The sequence below is a fragment of the Bradyrhizobium sp. AZCC 2230 genome (genome assembly GCF_036924495.1).
GTDB lineage: Bacteria > Pseudomonadota > Alphaproteobacteria > Rhizobiales > Xanthobacteraceae > Bradyrhizobium > Bradyrhizobium rifense.
Window position 1 is genome coordinate 2,153,041 of record NZ_JAZHRS010000001.1, and the last position, 19,256, is coordinate 2,172,296.

The following is a 19,256-nucleotide window of genomic DNA, read 5'->3' on the forward strand; positions in this document are numbered from 1 at the left end:
TGCTAGTCGTCGTCTTCGTCCTCGACCTTGTCGAAGAAGGAATAGCGCAAGCTATCGGCGTCGGCATACCACTGCCCCGGGCCCTTGTTGGCGGCGAGCGTCGCCGCCCAGAGCGCGTCGGTGCAGTCCTTGCGGTGCATCGCGAGATCGAAGCCGTTGCCGAAGAACAGTTCAGACCATTCCCACCAGGTGCCGAGCTTCTTGACCCCACGCAACAGGTCGTAGCGGTCGACCACGACTGAGGCCATGTCCGAGGTGATCGAGCCGAACACGAGGCCGGTCTTGACCACGCGATTCAAGTCGCGGATCGCGCGGACCACCTGCTTCGGGGCAACGTGGCAGAGGCTGGTCTCGAACACGAGGTCGAATGCGCCGTCCTTGAACGGCATGTCCAGGATCGATCCCAGCTTGTTGTACTTTTTCAGCGCCTTCGGCGTCTTGGCGTGGATCGCGCGGTTGTTTTCGATGCCCCAGGCATCGATGCCGCGATCGCGCAGCGCGCCGACGAGTTCGCCGCTGGCGGAGCCCGCGACCAGCAGCTTGGCGCCCTTGGCCTTGCCCCAGACGATGCCGATCAGTTTCGTCAAATAGTCGGGATCGGTGAAGTGGCTCCACGCCTCGCTATAAGGGCCGACGCCGCGATAGTTCTCGAAATAATCGCGGTCGATCTTGTCGGAGACAGGCTTGCCGTCCTGGGCGTGCTCGCGGCGCAGCCGCATCATCTCGGTCAGGATGATGTCGGTCGCCGCGTCCGAGGAGTCGAGCAGGCCGTTCAGCGTGGAGTCGAACAGATAGTCGCCGACCACGACGATGCCGGGATGCTCCTTCGGCTCGGGCCGGTGATTCGTCATGACGTCGCGCACGGGCAGACCGCCGGGTATAGCGTTCACCGACGACAGCCAGCGGTGGATCTTGCCTTCCATCAAATGCGCACGCGCATCGCCTAGCGAAGCCGGCAGCGATTTCAGCGCGGCGTCGATCAGCTCCTGATCCGACAGATTGGCGAAGGCCAGCGCATCGGAGCCGGGAATCAGCCAGTTCAGGACGCCGTGCTTGCCGACGTCGTGGCGCGCGCCCTCGTTGTAGACGCAACAGCCGCCGAAGGCTTCCGACATGAACCAGGCGCCGGCAATCTTGTCTCCCCAGAACGGGGAATCAAACAGGATCGAGACGCGCAGGTAATGCGCGGGACGGTCGAAATAAGAGACGTGCTTGACCATCGATTTGCGCAGCTGCTCGCCTTCCCACCCCATCGTGGAGAGCCAGGAATGCGGCAGGCAGACCAGCACGAGATCGAAGTCGCGCGTCTCCGGTCCCTTGCCATTCATCATCTTGAGCTGATAGCGGCCGGTCGGCGCCTTGCCGACGGTGAGCACGCGATGATTGAGCTGGATGTCGGCGTTAACCTCCGACTGCAGGCATTCGATCAGCTGCTCGTTGCCGTTCTGGATGGAATAGAGGCCGATATAGCCATCGACATCCATCAGATAGTTCTTGAGCGCGTTGAGGCCGTTGGTGTTGTGGCTCTCGGTCGCGATATCGGAGCGCGCCATCACCTTGAAGAAGCGCTTTGCGATCTCGTCCTCGACCTCCTCGTCGAGCACCTGCTCGGCGGTCTTGTAGGCCCAGGGGTTCTCGTTGTCGTGGGCGCCGACGCCCTCGTAATATTCGATCGGCGACATCTGGTCGGCGCAGCGGTTGCGAAACGACTCGATCGCAGCCGCAGTCTTGGCGCCGTATTTGCGGCGCATGCCGGCGACGTCGTTGAGCAGCTCTCCGCCGAACTGCACCTGCTCGGCATCCATCGGAATGGTCTGCAGGCCGAAATGCTGGATCAGCTCGCGCAGCGGATCGGGACCCGTCATCGAGTAGTCGTAGATCTCGGCGACGCCGGCCTCGTACATCGCCGGCGCGGAATCGAATTTGCGCGTGACGATCTTGCCGCCGAGCCGGTCGGAGGCTTCGTAGATGGTGATGCGGCAGAGGTCGCCAAGCTTACGCTTCAGGTACCAGGCACTCATCAGCCCGCCGGGGCCGCCGCCTACGATTGCGAGATCAAGCATGTCAGTTCCGTGGTCTCCGGCCCTGCCCCCGTCACGGGACCACCGGTCTAAGCTCCCCTAGCAGAAGCGCTTTTCTGACTGAAGGGAAGATGAACAAAGGTTGATCCTGCACCGCAACAAGCAAACAAAGCAGCAAAAAGGCCGGCTTTCGCCGGCCTTTTCATTGTCCTCGGTATTCTTACGGATGAACCATCATTCCGCGGGCGGCAGCGCAGGAAGCTCCGCTTCCGGCGCGGGCGACACGACGGCCGTCTGCTTCTCGCGCTCGTCCAGGATCAGCTTGTCGCGCTTCACGGCGACTTCGCGAATCTTGGCCATGGAGGCACCGGTGCCCGCCGGGATCAACCGGCCGACGATGACGTTCTCCTTGAGGCCTTCGAGCGGATCGACCTTGCCGTTGACCGCCGCTTCCGTGAGGACGCGGGTGGTCTCCTGGAACGAGGCCGCCGAGAAGAAGGAGCGGGTCTGGAGGCTCGCCTTGGTGATGCCGAGCAGAACCGGCGTTCCCGTGGCGATCTTCTTGCCCTCTTCCTTGGCCTTCTCGTTGAGCGCGTCGAACTCGATCTTATCGACCTGCTCGCCGGAGATCATGTCCGTGTCGCCCTGGTCGGTGACTTCCACCTTCTGGAGCATCTGACGGACAATCACCTCGATGTGCTTGTCGTTGATGAGCACGCCCTGGAGCCGGTAGACCTCCTGGATCTCGTTGACCAGATAGGCCGCGAGCTCCTCGATGCCCTTGACCGCAAGGATGTCGTGCGGTGCCGGGTTGCCTTCCACGATGAAGTCGCCCTTTTCGACGACGTCGCCGTCCTGAAGGTGGATGTGCTTGCCCTTCGGGATCAGGTACTCGCGCGCCTCGTCGGTCTTGTCCATCGGCTCGATCGAGATGCGACGCTTGTTCTTGTAGTCGCGCCCGAACCGGATGGTGCCCGCGATTTCGGCGATGATCGCCGCATCCTTCGGACGCCGTGCCTCGAACAGTTCCGCCACCCGCGGCAGACCGCCGGTGATGTCACGCGTCTTGGCGCTTTCAGTCGAGACACGGGCGAGGATGTCACCCGGGTTGACCTTGGCACCAACGTCGACCGACAGAATGCCGTCGACCGACAGCATGTAGCGGGCATCGCCGCCACGGGCGAGCTTGAGCACCTTGCCGTCCTTGCCCTTGACCACGATGGCCGGACGCAGATCCGCGCCGCCGCGGGTCGAGCGCCAGTCGATGACCACGCGCTTGGCGATACCGGTGGCCTCGTCGAGCGTTTCCGAGATCGACTGCCCTTCCACCAGATCCTCGAAGCCGATCGTTCCTTCGACCTCGGTGAGAAGCGGACGAGTATAGGGATCCCATTCGACGATGCGCTGGCCACGCTTGACCATATCGCCTTCGTCGATGTGCAGGCGCGCGCCGTACTGGATACGGTGCGTCGCACGCTCGGTGCCGTCGGCATCGACGATCGCCACCACCATGTTGCGGACCATTGCGACCAGGTGACCTTCGCTGTTGCGGGCGATGGCCTTGTTCCTGATCACGATCTTGCCGTCGAAGTTGGCTTCGACGAACGACTGCTCGTTGAGCTGCGCCGCACCACCGATGTGGAAGGTGCGCATGGTGAGCTGGGTACCCGGCTCGCCGATCGACTGCGCCGCGATGACGCCGACCGCTTCGCCATGGTTGACCGGCGTGCCGCGGGCGAGGTCGCGGCCATAGCACATGCCGCAGATGCCGTTGACGAGCTCGCAGGTCAGCGCCGAGCGGATCTTCACCTCCTGCACACCACCCTGCTGGATGGCGTCCAGATGGCTCTCTTCCATCAGCGTATCGCGCTTGATGATCACCTTGCCGGAGCTGTCACGGATGTCTTCGCAGGCCGTGCGTCCGAGGATGCGCGAACCGAGCGAAGCAACCACGGTGCCGGCATCGACGATGGCGCGCATCTTGATGCCGAGCCTGGTGCCGCAATCGGACTGCGTGATGATGCAATCCTGCGCGACGTCGACCAGACGACGGGTCAGGTAGCCCGAGTTCGCGGTCTTCAACGCGGTGTCCGCGAGGCCCTTACGGGCGCCGTGGGTCGAGTTGAAGTACTCGAGAACCGAGAGACCTTCCTTGAAGTTCGAGATGATCGGCGTCTCGATGATCTCACCCGACGGCTTGGCCATCAGGCCGCGCATGCCGGCGAGCTGGCGCATCTGGGCCGGCGAACCGCGGGCACCGGAGTGAGCCATCATGTAGATCGAGTTGATGTCGGCATCGGCTCCACTCGCCGTCTTCTTGGTGGAGGAGATCTCCTTCATCATCGCCTTGGCGATTTCTTCGGTCGCCTTCGACCAGGCGTCGACGACCTTGTTGTACTTCTCGCCATGGGTGATCAGGCCGTCGTTGTACTGCTGCTCGAAATCCTTCGCCAGCGTACGGGTGGTGTCGACGATCTTCCACTTGGAGTGCGGCACGACCATGTCGTCCTTGCCGAACGAGATGCCGGCCTTGAACGCGTTGTAGAAGCCGAGCGCCATGATGCGGTCGCAGAAGATCACCGTCTCCTTCTGACCGCAGTGGCGGTAGACTTGGTCGATGACGCCCGAGATCTCGCGCTTGGTCATCAACTTGTTGATGATCTCGTACGAAATCCGCGGGTTCTTCGGCAACAGATTGCCGAGCATGACGCGACCTGCGGTGGTCTCGATCCAGCGCGTCGAGACCTTGCCGGTCTCATCCACGCCCTGCCACCGATACTTGATCTTGGTGTGGAGGTGGATGACCTTCGCATGCAGCGCGTGCTCGAGCTCGGCCATGTCGCCGAACAGCTTGCCCTCACCGGGCAGGCCTTCGCGCATGATCGAGACGTAGTAGAGACCGAGCACGATGTCCTGCGACGGCACGATGATCGGCTGGCCGTTCGCCGGATGCAGGATGTTGTTGGTCGACATCATCAGCACGCGCGCTTCCAGCTGCGCTTCGAGTGACAGCGGAACGTGCACGGCCATCTGGTCGCCGTCGAAGTCGGCGTTGAACGCGGAGCAGACCAGCGGGTGAAGCTGGATCGCCTTGCCCTCGATCAGCACCGGCTCGAACGCCTGGATGCCCAGGCGATGCAGCGTCGGCGCGCGGTTGAGCAGCACGGGATGCTCGCGGATCACCTCGTCCAGGATGTCCCAGACCTCGGGCCGCTCCTTCTCGACCAGCTTCTTCGCCTGCTTCACGGTGGTGGACAGGCCCTTGGCGTCAAGCCGCGAGTAGATGAACGGCTTGAACAGCTCGAGCGCCATCTTCTTCGGCAGGCCGCACTGATGCAGGCGCAGCTCGGGACCGACCACGATCACCGAACGACCGGAATAGTCGACGCGCTTGCCGAGCAGGTTCTGGCGGAAGCGGCCCTGCTTGCCCTTCAGCATGTCGGCGAGCGACTTCAGCGGGCGCTTGTTGGCACCCGTGATGACGCGGCCGCGGCGGCCGTTGTCGAACAGCGCATCGACCGCTTCCTGAAGCATGCGCTTCTCGTTGCGGATGATGATGTCCGGCGCGCGCAGCTCCATCAGCCGCTTCAAGCGGTTGTTGCGGTTGATGACGCGGCGGTAGAGGTCGTTGAGGTCGGAGGTCGCGAAGCGGCCGCCGTCCAGCGGCACCAGCGGACGCAGGTCCGGCGGAATCACGGGAACGACAGTCAGGATCATCCATTCCGGCTTGTTGCCGGAGTGGCGGAAGGCCTCGACGATCTTCAGGCGCTTGGCGAGCTTCTTGTGCTTGATGTCGGAGTCGGTCTCCTGCATCTCCGCGCGCAAGGTCAGCTCGAGCTTCTCGAGATCCATGCCCTTGAGCAGCTCGCGGATCGCTTCTGCGCCGATCATGGCGGTGAAGGAATCCTGGCCGTACTCGTCCTGCGCCCTCAGATACTCGTCTTCCGACAGCAGCTGACGGTCCTTCAGCGCGGTAAGGCCCGGCTCCAGCACGACATAATATTCGAAGTAGAGGATCCGCTCGAGATCCTTCAGCGTCATGTCGAGCAGCAGGCCGATGCGCGACGGCAGCGACTTCAGGAACCAGATGTGGGCGACGGGAGCCGCGAGCTCGATATGGCCCATGCGCTCGCGCCGGACGCGCGACAGCGTGACCTCGACCGAGCACTTCTCACAGATGATGCCCTTGTACTTCATGCGCTTGTACTTGCCGCACAAGCACTCGTAGTCCTTGATCGGCCCGAAGATGCGGGCGCAGAACAGGCCGTCGCGCTCGGGCTTGAAGGTACGGTAGTTGATGGTCTCCGGCTTCTTGATCTCGCCGTAGGACCAGGACAGAATCTTCTCTGGAGACGCGATCGAGATCCGGATCTGGTCGAAGACCTGAGCCGGCGTCGTCGGGTTGAAGAGATTCATAATTTCTTGGTTCATCGTCTTCTCCTCGCGTGCCGGTCGCCTCCGGCCGCAAATTCGAAAATCACTCAAGCGAGGCGCCCTGCCCTCAAGGCATCGGGAGGGGCGCCAATGCCCGGCCGCGAAGGCCGGGCATGAAAGGTCGTATTACTCGGCTGCTTCCGACGTCGACGCCGGTCCCACCTTGGAATTGTGCAGGTCGACATTGAGGCCGAGCGAGCGCATTTCCTTGACCAGCACGTTGAACGATTCCGGAATACCGGCCTCGAAGGTGTCGTCGCCACGCACGATCGCCTCGTACACCTTGGTACGGCCGGCGACGTCGTCCGACTTCACGGTCAGCATTTCCTGGAGCGTGTAGGCCGCGCCGTAAGCTTCGAGCGCCCACACCTCCATTTCGCCGAAACGCTGGCCGCCGAACTGCGCCTTGCCGCCCAGCGGTTGCTGGGTGACGAGCGAGTACGGACCGATCGAACGCGCATGGATCTTGTCGTCGACGAGATGGTGCAGCTTGAGCATGTAGATGTAGCCCACCGTCACCTTGCGATCGAAGGCATCGCCGGTGCGGCCGTCATAGACGGTCGACTGACCCGAAGCGTCCAGACCGGCAAGCTTCAGCATCTCCTCGATGTCGGCTTCCTTGGCACCGTCGAACACCGGCGTCGCAATCGGCACGCCGCGGCTGAGGTTATGGCCGAGTTCAAGCAGCTCGTTGTCGTTGAGCGACTTGATGGTCTCGTCCTCACCGTAGACCTTCTTCAAGGTTTCCTTCAGCGGCTTGATGTCCTGCTTCGACAAATAGGCATCGACCGTCTGGCCGATACGCTTGCCGAGGCCGGCGCAGGCCCAGCCGAGATGGGTCTCGAGGATCTGTCCGACGTTCATGCGCGAAGGCACGCCCAGCGGATTGAGCACGATGTCGGCATGCGTACCGTCTTCGAGGAACGGCATGTCCTCGATCGGCACGATCTTCGACACCACGCCCTTGTTGCCGTGACGGCCGGCCATCTTGTCGCCGGGCTGGATCTTGCGCTTCACCGCCACGAAGACCTTGACCATCTTCATCACGCCGGGCGGCAATTCGTCACCGCGCTGAAGCTTTTCGACCTTGTCGAGGAAGCGCTGCTCGAGCCCCTTCTTCGACTCGTCGTACTGCTTCCGCATGGCCTCGATCTCGGCCATCAGCTTGTCGTTCGGCGAGGCGAATAGCCACCACTGCGACTTCGGGTACTCCTCGAGCACCGCACGGGTGATCTTGGTGTCCTTCTTGAAGCCCTTCGGGCCCGCAATGCCCTGCCGCCCCTCGAGGAGCTCGGCAAGACGGTTGTAGACGTTGCGGTCCAGGATCGCCTGCTCGTCGTCGCGGTCCTTGGCCAGACGCTCGATCTCTTCCCGCTCGATCGCCAGCGCACGCTCGTCCTTGTCGACGCCGTGACGGTTGAACACGCGGACTTCCACGATCGTGCCCTGCACGCCCGGGGGAACGCGCAGCGAGGTGTCGCGAACGTCGGAGGCCTTTTCGCCGAAGATGGCGCGCAGAAGCTTTTCTTCCGGCGTCATCGGGCTTTCGCCCTTCGGCGTGATCTTGCCGACCAGGATGTCGCCGGCGCGCACTTCCGCACCGATGTAGACGATACCGGCTTCGTCGAGGTTCTTCAGCGCTTCTTCCGAAACGTTCGGAATGTCGCGGGTGATTTCCTCAGGTCCGAGCTTGGTGTCGCGGGCCATCACTTCGAACTCCTCGATGTGGATCGAGGTGAAGACGTCTTCCTTCACGATCCGCTCGGAAAGCAGGATCGAGTCTTCGAAGTTGTAGCCGTTCCACGGCATGAACGCGACGAGCACGTTGCGGCCGAGCGCGAGCTCGCCGAGATCGGTCGACGGACCGTCAGCGATGATGTCGCCCTTCCTGACGATGTCACCGACCTTCACCAGCGGACGCTGGTTGATGCAGGTCGACTGGTTGGAGCGCTGGTACTTCATCAGACGATAGATATCGACGCCCGACTTGGTCGGATCGAGATCTTCGGTGGCGCGGATGACGACGCGGGTGGCGTCGATCTGGTCGATCACGCCCGAACGGCGCGCCGCGATCGCGGCACCCGAGTCACGCGCAACCACGCCTTCCATGCCGGTACCGACGAACGGCGCCTCGGCGCGAACCAGCGGCACCGCCTGGCGCTGCATGTTCGAGCCCATCAGCGCGCGGTTGGCGTCGTCGTTCTCGAGGAACGGGATCAGCGCCGCGGCAACCGAAACGAGCTGCTTCGGCGACACGTCCATGTAGTCGACCTTGTCCGGCGTCATCGGCACGACGTCGCGGGTGCCGCTCGCGCGGCAGACCACCAGGTCTTCAGTGAAGCGGCCCTTGGCGTCGATCGGCACGTTGGCCTGCGCGACGGAATAGCGGCCTTCCTCCATCGCCGAGAGGTAGACGACCTCGTCGGTGACGCGACCGTCCTTGACCTTGCGATACGGGGTCTCGACGAAGCCGTACTTGTTCACGCGCGCGAAGGTCGCGAGCGAGTTGATCAGACCGATGTTCGGACCTTCCGGCGTCTCGATCGGGCAGATACGGCCGTAATGCGTCGGATGCACGTCGCGCACCTCGAAGCCGGCGCGCTCGCGGGTCAGACCGCCCGGCCCAAGCGCCGAGAGACGGCGCTTGTGGGTGATCTCCGACAGCGGATTGGTCTGGTCCATGAACTGCGAGAGCTGCGAGGAGCCGAAGAACTCGCGCACGGCGGCAGCCGCCGGCTTCGCGTTGATCAGGTCCTGCGGCATGACCGTGTCGATGTCGACCGAGGACATGCGCTCCTTGATCGCGCGCTCCATGCGCAGGAGGCCGATGCGGTACTGGTTCTCCATGAGCTCGCCGACCGAACGCACACGACGGTTGCCGAGATGGTCGATGTCGTCGATCTCGCCCTTGCCGTCGCGCAAATCCACCAGCGTCTTGATGACGCAGAGGATGTCTTCCTTGCGCAGCGTGCGCTGGGTGTCGGGCGCATCGAGGTCGAGGCGCATGTTCATCTTGACGCGGCCGACCGCGGAGAGGTCGTAACGCTCGGCGTCGAAGAACAGCGACTGGAACATCGCCTGTGCCGAATCCAGCGTCGGCGGCTCGCCGGGACGCATCACGCGGTAGATGTCGAACAGCGCGTCTTCACGCGTCATGTTCTTGTCGGCCGAGAGCGTGTTGCGGATGTAGGCGCCGACATTGACGTGGTCGATGTCGAGCAGCGGCAGTTCCTTGTAGCCGTGCTCGTTGAGGACCTTCATCGACTTGTCGGTGATTTCCTCACCGGCTTCGGCGTGGATCTCACCCGTCTTCGGGTTGACGAGATCCTCGGCGAGGTAGTTGCCGACGAGTTCCTCATCCGAGAGGCGCAGCGCCTTCAGTCCCTTCTCCTGCATCTGACGCGCACCGCGCACGGTGAGCTTCTTGCCGGCCTCGAGCACGACCTTGCCGGTATCGGCGTCGATCAGGTCGTTGATGGTCGAGTAACCGCGGAAACGGTTGGCGTCGAACGGAACGCGCCAGCCTTCCTTGGTCCGCTTGTAGAGAATCTTCTTGTAGAACGTGGACAGGATCGCCTCGCCGTCGAGGCCGAGGGCGAACATCAGCGACGTCACCGGAATCTTGCGGCGACGGTCGATACGCGCATAGACGATGTCCTTGGCGTCGAACTCGATGTCGAGCCAGGAGCCGCGATACGGGATCACGCGGGCGGCGAACAGCAGCTTGCCCGACGAATGGGTCTTGCCCTTGTCGTGATCGAAGAACACGCCCGGCGAACGGTGCATCTGCGAGACGATGACGCGCTCGGTGCCGTTCACGATGAAGGTGCCGTTCATCGTCATGAGCGGAATGTCGCCCATGTAGACGTCCTGCTCCTTGATGTCCTTGACCGACTTCGCACCGGTTTCCTCGTCGATATCGAATACGATGAGGCGCAGCGTCACCTTGAGGGGAGCCGCAAAGGTCATGCCGCGCTGGCGGCACTCGTCGACGTCATATTTGGGCTGCTCGAACTCGTAACGGACGAATTCCAGCATCGAGGTGCCCGAGAAGTCCGAGATCGGGAACACCGAGCGGAACACGGCCTGCAGGCCCTCGTCGAGGCGACCGCCCGCGGGTTCATCGACCATCAGGAACTGATCATAGGACGCCTTCTGAACCTCGATGAGGTTCGGCATCTCGGCGACTTCCTTGATGTGTCCGAAGAACTTGCGAACGCGTTTGCGACCGGTGAATGTCTGCTGCGCCATCGTGGCCTCTCATTTCGTCGCCCGCTCTGGGCGCGCCGTCCAGGACTCGGCTGCCGCCGCTCCCCGGGTTGAATTTTTCGAACCCGCTTTGGGGACCGAAAATCCAGTTTCAGGCCGTCATGTCCTGAATCTGTTCTTCAGACCTTCAAAACGCAAAACGACGCGCGGGGCGCATAGGCACGCCCGCCCGTCACAACGATTGTCTTCACGGACTGCAAAAGCCCGAAATAGCTTGCTCTCCCAACGGCTTACAGGGAAATCCGGCATCCCTGCCCACCGCGCTTTCGTGCTGCCGACCCGATATGGGGCGACAATAGTGGAGATTCGAGGGGTATCCCCTCAAATCCCCACACATTTTCGTGTTCGACCTGCGTCGGGACGATCCGTCGCACGCCTTTTGCATCCGGCCCACCCTTTTGAGGGATGGACCAAGGTCCCGAGCCTTGGCCCGGGACCCGGCCAGCAAGCGTTGCTTACTTGAGCTCGACCTTCGCGCCAGCCTTCTCGAGCTGGGCCTTGATCTTCTCGGCTTCGTCCTTGTTCACGCCTTCCTTGACAGGCTTCGGCGCGCCCTCGACGAGGTCCTTTGCTTCCTTCAGGCCCAGGCCGGTGATGGCGCGGACTTCCTTGATGACCTCGATCTTCTTGTCGCCGGCGGCGGCCAGAACGACCGTGAACTCGGTCTTCTCTTCCGCCGGAGCGGCGGCAGCGCCACCACCAGCCGGGCCGGCCACGGCAACAGCCGCGGCAGCTGAAACGCCCCACTTCTCTTCGAGGAGCTTCGCGAGTTCGGCAGCTTCGAGCACGGTGAGGCTCGAGAGGTCGTCAACGATCTTCTGCAAGTCAGCCATTGTTCAGTTTCCTTGAATGTAAGTCTGGTTCGGGTTTGAGTTTTGCGAAGGGCGTCAGGCCGCTTCGCCCTTTGAGGCATGAGCCTGGATGACGCGCGCGAGCTTGCCCGCGGGCGCATTGGCGAGCTGAGCGATCTTGGTCGCCGGGGCCACAAGCAGGCCGACGATCTTTGCGCGCAGTTCGTCAAGCGACGGCAGCGAGGCAAGCGCCTTCACGCCGTCGACATTCAGGACGGTCTTTCCCATCGAGCCGCCGATGATGACGAACTTTTCGTTCGCCTTGGCGAATTCGATGGCGACCTTTGGCGCCGCTACCGGATCGTTCGAAGTGGCGATCACGGTCGGTCCCTTCAGCATGGGGCCGATGGCAACGACGTCAGTGCCTTCAAGAGCAATTTTGGCGAGACGGTTCTTCGAGACCTTCACCGAGGCGCCAGCCTGCTTCATCTGCGTACGCAGCTTCTGCATCTGGGCAACGGTCAGGCCGGAATATTGGGCAACGACCGCGACGCTCGTGGTCTTGAAGACCCCATTGAGCTGTTCGACCGCTTCCTTTTTTGCCGCTCGTTCCACAGCAAGCTCTTTCCGGTTGGCGGTCATCGCAAAAGCGGGACCGCCGGGTTGCACCCATCGTCCCACCCAAAACATGAACCTCAGGGTCAAAACCCATCGGACACGCGCCGGGCGAGACGACAATTCAAAGCCTGCCCTCCGGGAGCTCGTTGGAGCCCACGGCGTGTCGAGGTCCGAACCAAACTCCTTCCGCGACCACCTCAAGGTGGGATGCGAAGTGAAATCCGGTCTTCACCCGTCTATGCAGGCCATGCGATTAAGCCGTTGAGAAATCGAAATTTCCCGCAGGCGCCTGCAGTCTTGGACAGGACAAGGCCAGCCGGCGAACCGCCTGACCTCTGCCCGCATCCCCACCAACCGATGGATTTTCCTTCCTTTTCGGGCAAATCCTTGCGGACGTCCTGAAAAGGAATGATCTCCTACCGTGTCGGGTTTTCGGAATGCGTGCACGAACGCGTCAGCCAAGGCCGACACGTCCGGAAGCGGTTCTTAACCGCTCTCTGCCGGCTTGCCAAGAGCAAAATTCACACCAGTTCCAATCCGTTGCCGGCCGGGCTTGACCCGGGCCGACAAGGCTTGATTCAAGCCGTTTTGATCGCGTATGGCAGCCCCTGGCCGGCGAAGAACCCGCTCAGGTTCGCCAGCACGCAGTTCTGCATGGCGACGTGCGATTCGAGGGTGTGGCCGCCGATATGCGGGGCGAACACCACGTTGGGGAGCGCGGTCAGGGCGTCGGGAGCGTGCGGTTCCTTCTCGAAGACGTCGAGGCCGGCGCCGGCGATGGTCTTGTCGGAGAGCGCCGCGACCAGGGCCTGCTGGTCGATGACCGAGCCGCGGGAGATATTGACGACATAGCCGTCCGCGCCGAGGCGCTTGAGGATGCCGGCGTTGACCACATGCTGGGTCTCGGCCCCGGCCCGGACCGCGATCATCAGCACGCTGCACCAGTCGGCCAGCGCCTCCAGCGTCGGGAAATATTGATAGGGCAGATCGCATTTGCTGCGGCTGAAATAGCCGACCTCGCTCTCGAAAGCGGCGCAGCGCGCGGCGATCTTGCGGCCGATTTCGCCCATGCCGTAGACGCCGATCCGGCGGCCGGGCATGCCGGCCTGGGGGCGCATCATCGGCGACTGCTTCGAGCCCGCCCAATCGCCGCTGCGGACATATTGGTCGGCGACCAGGATCCGCCGCGTCGTCGCCAGCATCAGGGTCATCGCGATATCGGCGACCGAGGCGGCATTGGCGCCCGGGCTGTGGCCGACCGCGATGTTGCGAGTGGCAGCCGCCTTCAGGTCGACGCCGTCATAGCCGGTGCCGTAGCAGACGATGGCGCCGAGTTTTGGAAACAGGTCCATCGCCTCGGCGCCGAGCGGCGAGCCGCCGGCCGTCAACATCGCGCGGATGCCGCCGAGCTCATCGGCCGAAAACACCTCCCGCGCGGGCTTGCCACCGGTGTCGAGCAGCTCGAACCGCTCGGCGAAGCGCGCCATCATCGTCTTGGGAAAGCGCGAGTAGATCAGGACCTTGTCAGCCATTGTTCTTGTTTCCGGTGAATGCCGTCGAAAATGGAAAGGGGCGGAATCGGTCGCCCGATTCCGCCCCTCACCTCATGCAATTTCCAAACCTCTAGCCGAGGCAATCCTCAGCCGAGAATCGTGCCCGGCTCGACCTTCACGCCCGGGCCCATCGTCGAGGACACCGCAACGCGCTGGATGTAGGTGCCCTTGGAGCCAGCCGGCTTCGCCTTCGAAACAGCATCGGCGAGAGCCTTGATGTTCTCGACCAGCTTCTCCTCGGAGAACGAGGCCTTGCCGACGCCGGCCTGCAGGATGCCGGCCTTCTCGACGCGGAACTCGACCGAGCCGCCCTTGGCACCCTTCACCGCACCGGTGACGTCCATGGTCACGGTGCCGATCTTCGGGTTCGGCATCAGGCCGCGCGGGCCGAGCACCTTACCGAGACGGCCGACCAGCGGCATCATGTCGGGGGTGGCGATACAGCGGTCGAAATCGATCGAACCGTTCTGCACCTTCTCGACCAGGTCTTCGGCGCCGACGACGTCGGCACCTGCGGCCTTGGCTTCGTCAGCCTTGGCGCCACGGGCGAACACGCCGACGCGGAGCGTACGGCCGGTGCCGTTCGGCAGGGTCACGACGCCGCGGACCATCTGGTCAGCGTGGCGCGGATCGACGCCGAGATTGATCGCGACCTCGATGGTCTCGTCGAACTTCGCTTTCGCGCGTTCCTTGACCATCTTGATGGCGTCCGCGAGCGGGTAAAGCTTTTCGCGGTCAACACCTTCGCGGGCTTTGTTCAAACGCTTTCCGATTGCCATGAGCCCTTACCCCGCCACTTCCAGACCCATCGAACGGGCAGAGCCCTCGACCATCTTCATGGCCGATTCGATGGTGTCGCAATTGAGATCCTTCATCTTCTTCTCGGCGATCTCGCGCACCTGCGCGCGTGTCACCTTGCCCGCCTTGTCACGGCCCGGCGCCTTCGAGCCGGACTGGATCTTGGCAGCCTGCTTGAGGAAGAAGGACATCGGCGGCGTCTTCATCTCGAAGGTGAAGGAACGGTCCGCATAGATGGTGATGATCACCGGGATCGGGGTGTTCTTCTCTTCCTTCTGGGTCTGGGCGTTGAACGCCTTGCAGAACTCCATGATGTTGAGACCGCGCTGACCGAGCGCGGGACCGATCGGGGGCGAGGGATTCGCCGCACCGGCCGGGACCTGAAGCTTCAGGTATCCGGTCACTTTCTTTGCCATGTATCACTCCTGTTGTGCCGGCTTAGGCCGGCGGTTTCAGGTTCGTGGTCTGGGTCGGATGCGGCTGGCAACCGCCCTCTCCCTCCCACGGCCTCTCTTTGCGTGACGCCTTGACGACGTCCCGCGTGACCCGATCAGACCTTCTCGACCTGACCGAATTCCAGTTCCACCGGCGTGGCGCGGCCGAAGATCGACACCGCGACCTTCACGCGCGAGCGCGCCTCGTCGATTTCCTCGACCACACCCGAGAACGAGGCGAACGGGCCATCGGCCACGCGCACGTTCTCGCCGATCTCGAACGAGACCGACGCCTTCGGCCGTTCCACGCCCTCCTGCACCTGGTGCAAGATGCGCATCGCCTCGTTCTCCGAGATCGGCATCGGCTTGTTCTCGGCGCCGAGGAAGCCCGTGACCTTCGGCGTGTTCTTGATCAGATGAAACGCCTCGTCGGTCAGCTTCATCTTCACCAGCACGTAGCCCGGGAAGAACTTGCGCTCGGCGTCGATCTTGCGGCCGCGGCGCACTTCCGTGACCTTCTCGGTCGGAACCAGCACCAGCTCGAACAGATCCTCGAGCCCGCGCTGCTTGGCCTGCTCGCGGATCGATTCGGCGACCTTCTTCTCGAAGTTCGAATAGGCGTGGACGATGTACCAGCGCTTGTCGGACGATTGGGTTGCGGCGGCTGTTGCCATCAGTGAATGCCCAAAAGGAAGGTGATGAGGTAACGGATGATCTGGTCGGCGGCGAAGAAGAAGATCGAAGCCACGGCGACCATCACGAACACCATGATGGTGGTGATCGTGGTCTCACGACGGGTGGGCCAGGTGACCTTGTTGGTCTCCGAGCGCACTTCCTGCAAGAACTTGAACGGGCTGACTGCCATCGTTTGAGACGCCATTAAGAATTTCAGGGATCCGAACAGCCGCCTGTGGCCCAGCCCTCTGTCTCGAAGGATGAGCCGGAAAACCGGGCTCGATTGTTCGGGGGATTTCAAAGCCGCGCCGGAAATCCGCGTTTAACGGGCCGGCTGCGAGTGCCGGGTATCTACTGCGGATGGGGCCAAAGGTCAAGGTGTGGGCGGGGCGGAATGCGCGCGAGCCCTGCTGACGGAGGCGATGCGGATCAAGGGCTTATGGGCCCCGCATGATCCACGGTCCGAGCTTTTCGGCCCGCCGCCATCCTGCCTGTCGATCCTGATCGTCGGGATTAGCTGGCAGGAGTGGCAGGGCTCGAACCTGCGACCCCCGGTTTTGGAGACCGGTGCTCTACCAATTGAGCTACACTCCTACGGACCCTCGCGTCGCCACGCGGATCAGGGCCGCTTTCAAGCACAGGGGGCGGCTGGTTTGCAAGGACGGATTGCAAGGGTGAAGCGCGCCGGCTTCGCTTGTTTGTGCCGCTGCTTCTGGGCCACTCTCCGCTCCCGATAATCAAGAACAACCGGGAGTGCCCATGACTGCCACCGCCACCCAAGCCGCGATCACGCCGAAAACCCCGCCTTTGCCCGAAGCTAAACCGGAAACGCTGGGCCTTTCGCGCCCCCGCCTCCAGGCGATGTCGGACGCTTTCAAGCGCGAGATCGACAAGGGAACCGTGCCCGGCGTGACCGTGCTGGTGGCCCGGCGCGGCCAGGTCGGCTGGTTCGAGGCGCTCGGCAGGCAGAGCCCGGCCGGCCCGACGATGACGCTTGATTCGATCTTCCGGATCTTCTCGATGACCAAGCCGATCGTGTCGGTCGGCATCATGGCGCTGGTCGAGGATGGCCACCTGCTCCTCGGCGATCCCGTCGCCAAATTCATCCCCGAGTTTGCCGACCAGAAGGTCGGCGTGGTCAGCGGCGGCAGGCTGGAACTGGTTCCGCCGAAGCGGCCGATGACGGTGCAGGACCTGCTCCGCCACACGTCTGGTTTGACCTATGAGCACCAGGGCGACGGCCCCGTGCACAAGCTCTACCAGGAGTCGCGCGTCCGCAGCCGCAAGATCACCAATGCCGAACACGCAGCACTTGTGGCGAGCTTCCCGCTGGTCTGCCACCCCGGCGACGAGTTCAACTACAGCCGTTCCACCGACATCCTCGGCCGCATCATCGAGGTCGTCAGCGGCAAGTCACTCGGCACGTACCTCGCCGAGCGCATCCTCGCGCCGCTGCAGATGACCGAGACCGGTTTCTCCACCTCTGAGGCCAACGCCGGCCGGCTCGCCCAGCCGTTCGAAGCCGATCCCTGGACCGGCGACAAGGTCGCGCTGTTCAACATACTGGAGCAGCCGGTCATGGAGTCAGGCGGCGGCGGTCTCGTGTCGACCACGATGGACTACGCCCGCTTCGCGCTGATGCTGCGCAATGGCGGTACGCTCGACGGCAACAGGATCATCGGCCGCAAGACGCTGGAGCTGATGGCGTCCGATCACCTCGGGCCGCACGTTGTGACCAACGGCACCCTGCTCTCGCCCGGACACGGCTTCGGTCTCGGCTTCGCCGTGCGCCGCGAGGCCGGCATCGCGCCCTTCCCCGGCAGCGTCGGCCAGTATTTCTGGAGCGGCATTGCCGGCACGTTCTTCTGGATCGATCCGAAGGAAGACCTGTTCGCGGTGTTCATGAGCCAGGGCCCGGGACAACGTGATTTTACGCGGACGCTGGTGCGGGATCTGGTTTACGCGGCGGTGGATTGAGGCTGGGTCCCGGCTCTGCGGAGCGGCACAGCGTGCCGCACCGCGTCCGGGACACGAGACGCTCAACTAATCGTCGCGCCGCCGTCGATCACCATGGTCTGGCCGGTCATGAAGTCGCCGGCCGCAGATCCCAGGAACACCGCGGCGCCCGCGATCTCATCGGGGATGCCGATGCGCAGCAGCGGCGAGCGCGCGGTCGAGGCTTTCAGGTTCTCCGGATTGTCCCACAGCGCCTTGGCGAAATCGGTCTTGATCAGGCCGGGCGCAATGCAGTTCACGCGGATGTTGTGCTTGCCGTATTCGCAAGCCAGGTTGCGCGCGAGCTGCATGTCGGCGGCCTTGGAGATCGCGTAGGCGCCGAGAATGGTCGAGCCCTTGAGGCCGCCGATCGAGGAGACGATGATGACCGAGCCGTCCTTGCGCTCGATCATCTGCGGCACCACCATCGAGATCAGCCAGTTGTTGGCGACGATGTTGTTGTCGAGAATTTTGCGGAACTGATCGTCGGAGATGCCGGCGAGCGGACCGTAATACGGGTTCGACGCGGCGTTGCAGACCAGCACGTCGATCTTGCCGAAGGCGCGGTTGCTCTCGTCGACCAGGTTTTGCAGATTTTCCTTCGACGAGATGTTGGCGGCGACCGCGACCGCGGTGCCCTTGCCGAACTTGTCGTTGATGTCCTTCGCCACCTGCTCGCAGACATCAGCCTTGCGCGACGAGATCACGACCTTGGCGCCGTGCTCGGCCATACGCTCGGCGATCGCAAGCCCGATGCCGCGCGTCGAGCCGGTGATGACGGCAACTTTGCCCTTCATGTCGAACAAGGTCATGTTTCTCTCCCGAAGTGTGATTTGCAGAGTATGATTTGATTTGCTTGAAGCTTACGCCGCGTCCCCGCGAACGGACACAGCCTCAGGCGAGCTTCTTGACTTCCGGTCCCGCCGGCTGATGCATTTCGGCATGCGCGTCATCGGCGATCCAGGGCTGCTGGTTGACCATCGGCAGCCGCCAGACCGAGCGCTCGGGGCTTGCGAAATAATCAAGCCGTGTGATCGAGACATTGTCGATGTCGAACGACAGCGCCTTCTCTACCTGGCCGTCGAGCGCGAGGCCGATCGCCGCCTTGATGGTGCCGCCATGCGCGACCGCGATCACGTCCTGCCCGGCCGCCTCGTTGTTGATGCGCTCGACGGTTCGGCGCGTGCGGTTGTAGAGATCCATAAAACTTTCGCCGCCGGGCGCGGGCTCGTTGATGTCGGCGAACCAGCTCGAGCCGACGGGACGGCTGGCAATGAACTCGGCGCGGTTCATGCCCTGCCAGCGGCCGAGATTCTGCTCGGCGAGATCCGCTTCCCATGTCATCGACGCAGGCCGCGGGTAGCCCGCCTCCCAGATCGCTTCGGCCGTTTGATGCGTGCGCATCAGATTGCTCGAATACCAGACCGCCTTGCGTGGCAGCACCTTGGCAACAGCGTTGAACACGTAGGTGTCGCTGGTGTCGCAGGCGAGGTCGCTTTGCCCGTAGATGTTGCCGCCGTCATTGCGCACCGGCGCATGACGAACCCACCACCAGCGTGTCGTGACCACATTCGGCTTGTCTGCGGTTGCCATTGAAGCCCTTCCATCCCGTGTGATGTCGCTGTACGTCAGGTGCGAACGTGTCTCAAGACACTTTACCGTTTGAAA

Annotated in this window: 13 protein-coding genes and 1 tRNA gene; 1 reads left to right on the forward strand and 13 read right to left on the reverse strand. The window is 63.0% G+C overall.

Annotated features, from left to right (window positions below; genetic code table 11):
• Positions 1-2: 2 nt before the first annotated feature.
• The 11 genes from V1280_RS10550 to V1280_RS10600 all read right to left on the reverse strand — a co-directional run bounded on the left by V1280_RS10550 (position 3) and on the right by V1280_RS10600 (position 16,187).
• A complete protein-coding gene (locus V1280_RS10550; RefSeq protein WP_334522720.1) occupies positions 3-2,063 on the reverse strand; it encodes an FAD-dependent oxidoreductase in 2,061 nt (686 codons plus the stop codon).
• A 192-nt stretch (positions 2,064-2,255) separates the two neighbouring features.
• Positions 2,256-6,452 carry a DNA-directed RNA polymerase subunit beta' gene (gene rpoC / locus V1280_RS10555; protein ID WP_334522723.1) on the reverse strand — a complete coding sequence of 1,399 codons (4,197 nt, stop codon included), beginning with the start codon at positions 6,450-6,452 and terminating at the stop codon, positions 2,256-2,258.
• Positions 6,453-6,581: 129 nt separating this feature from the next.
• Entirely contained in the window at positions 6,582-10,706 is a 4,125-nt protein-coding gene (gene rpoB / locus V1280_RS10560) for a DNA-directed RNA polymerase subunit beta (RefSeq protein ID WP_334522726.1), read from the reverse strand.
• A gap of 473 nt (positions 10,707-11,179) precedes the next feature.
• Positions 11,180-11,557, reverse strand: a complete 378-nt coding sequence (rplL, locus tag V1280_RS10565) for a 50S ribosomal protein L7/L12 (RefSeq protein ID WP_148770516.1) — start codon at positions 11,555-11,557, stop codon at positions 11,180-11,182.
• Positions 11,558-11,611: 54 nt separating this feature from the next.
• On the reverse strand, positions 11,612-12,130 hold the full coding sequence (gene rplJ / locus V1280_RS10570; protein ID WP_246916917.1) for a 50S ribosomal protein L10: 519 nt from the start codon (positions 12,128-12,130) through the stop codon (positions 11,612-11,614).
• 581 nt (positions 12,131-12,711) lie between these two features.
• The gene (locus V1280_RS10575) at positions 12,712-13,665 is read right to left on the reverse strand and encodes a 2-hydroxyacid dehydrogenase (RefSeq protein ID WP_334522733.1); all 954 of its coding nucleotides are present in this window, start codon (positions 13,663-13,665) and stop codon (positions 12,712-12,714) included.
• Between the two features lie 107 nt (positions 13,666-13,772).
• A complete protein-coding gene (gene rplA, locus V1280_RS10580) occupies positions 13,773-14,465 on the reverse strand; it encodes a 50S ribosomal protein L1 (protein WP_014494487.1) in 693 nt (230 codons plus the stop codon).
• Between the two features lie 6 nt (positions 14,466-14,471).
• Positions 14,472-14,900, reverse strand: coding sequence for a 50S ribosomal protein L11 (rplK, locus tag V1280_RS10585; protein WP_334522739.1), 429 nt, complete (start codon positions 14,898-14,900; stop codon positions 14,472-14,474).
• Positions 14,901-15,034: 134 nt separating this feature from the next.
• Complete coding sequence (nusG, locus tag V1280_RS10590) at positions 15,035-15,592, reverse strand: transcription termination/antitermination protein NusG (RefSeq protein WP_128966840.1); 558 nt, start codon at positions 15,590-15,592, stop codon at positions 15,035-15,037.
• Entirely contained in the window at positions 15,592-15,783 is a 192-nt protein-coding gene (secE, locus tag V1280_RS10595) for a preprotein translocase subunit SecE (RefSeq protein ID WP_334522747.1), read from the reverse strand. The genes nusG and secE overlap by 1 nt, the downstream gene beginning before the upstream one ends.
• A 328-nt stretch (positions 15,784-16,111) precedes the next feature.
• Positions 16,112-16,187: transfer RNA gene (locus V1280_RS10600), tRNA-Trp, on the reverse strand.
• A 165-nt stretch (positions 16,188-16,352) separates the two neighbouring features.
• Here V1280_RS10600 and V1280_RS10605 point away from each other — a divergent pair.
• Positions 16,353-17,570, forward strand: coding sequence for a serine hydrolase domain-containing protein (locus tag V1280_RS10605; RefSeq protein ID WP_334522750.1), 1,218 nt, complete (start codon positions 16,353-16,355; stop codon positions 17,568-17,570).
• A 62-nt stretch (positions 17,571-17,632) separates the two neighbouring features.
• On the opposite strand, the gene V1280_RS10610 is transcribed toward V1280_RS10605, so the two are convergent.
• Entirely contained in the window at positions 17,633-18,400 is a 768-nt protein-coding gene (locus V1280_RS10610) for an SDR family NAD(P)-dependent oxidoreductase (RefSeq protein WP_334522753.1), read from the reverse strand.
• Positions 18,401-18,482: 82 nt separating this feature from the next.
• Positions 18,483-19,181, reverse strand: coding sequence for a histidine phosphatase family protein (locus tag V1280_RS10615; RefSeq protein WP_334522756.1), 699 nt, complete (start codon positions 19,179-19,181; stop codon positions 18,483-18,485).
• Between the last annotated feature and the right edge of the window lie 75 nt (positions 19,182-19,256).

Bases quoted from the DNA above. Each gene is read 5' to 3' on its own strand.
- rpoC (WP_334522723.1), bottom strand. From the start codon at position 6,452: ATGAACCAAGAAATTATGAATCTCTTCAACCCGACGACGCCGGCTCAG.
- V1280_RS10575 (WP_334522733.1), bottom strand. From the start codon at position 13,665: ATGGCTGACAAGGTCCTGATCTACTCGCGCTTTCCCAAGACGATGATG.
- secE (WP_334522747.1), bottom strand. From the start codon at position 15,783: ATGGCAGTCAGCCCGTTCAAGTTCTTGCAGGAAGTGCGCTCGGAGACC.
- V1280_RS10615 (WP_334522756.1), bottom strand. From the start codon at position 19,181: ATGGCAACCGCAGACAAGCCGAATGTGGTCACGACACGCTGGTGGTGG.
- rpoB (WP_334522726.1), bottom strand. From the start codon at position 10,706: ATGGCGCAGCAGACATTCACCGGTCGCAAACGCGTTCGCAAGTTCTTC.
- rplL (WP_148770516.1), bottom strand. From the start codon at position 11,557: ATGGCTGACTTGCAGAAGATCGTTGACGACCTCTCGAGCCTCACCGTG.
- rplA (WP_014494487.1), bottom strand. From the start codon at position 14,465: ATGGCAATCGGAAAGCGTTTGAACAAAGCCCGCGAAGGTGTTGACCGC.
- nusG (WP_128966840.1), bottom strand. From the start codon at position 15,592: ATGGCAACAGCCGCCGCAACCCAATCGTCCGACAAGCGCTGGTACATC.
- V1280_RS10550 (WP_334522720.1), bottom strand. From the start codon at position 2,063: ATGCTTGATCTCGCAATCGTAGGCGGCGGCCCCGGCGGGCTGATGAGT.
- rplK (WP_334522739.1), bottom strand. From the start codon at position 14,900: ATGGCAAAGAAAGTGACCGGATACCTGAAGCTTCAGGTCCCGGCCGGT.
- V1280_RS10605 (WP_334522750.1), top strand. From the start codon at position 16,353: ATGACTGCCACCGCCACCCAAGCCGCGATCACGCCGAAAACCCCGCCT.
- V1280_RS10610 (WP_334522753.1), bottom strand. From the start codon at position 18,400: ATGACCTTGTTCGACATGAAGGGCAAAGTTGCCGTCATCACCGGCTCG.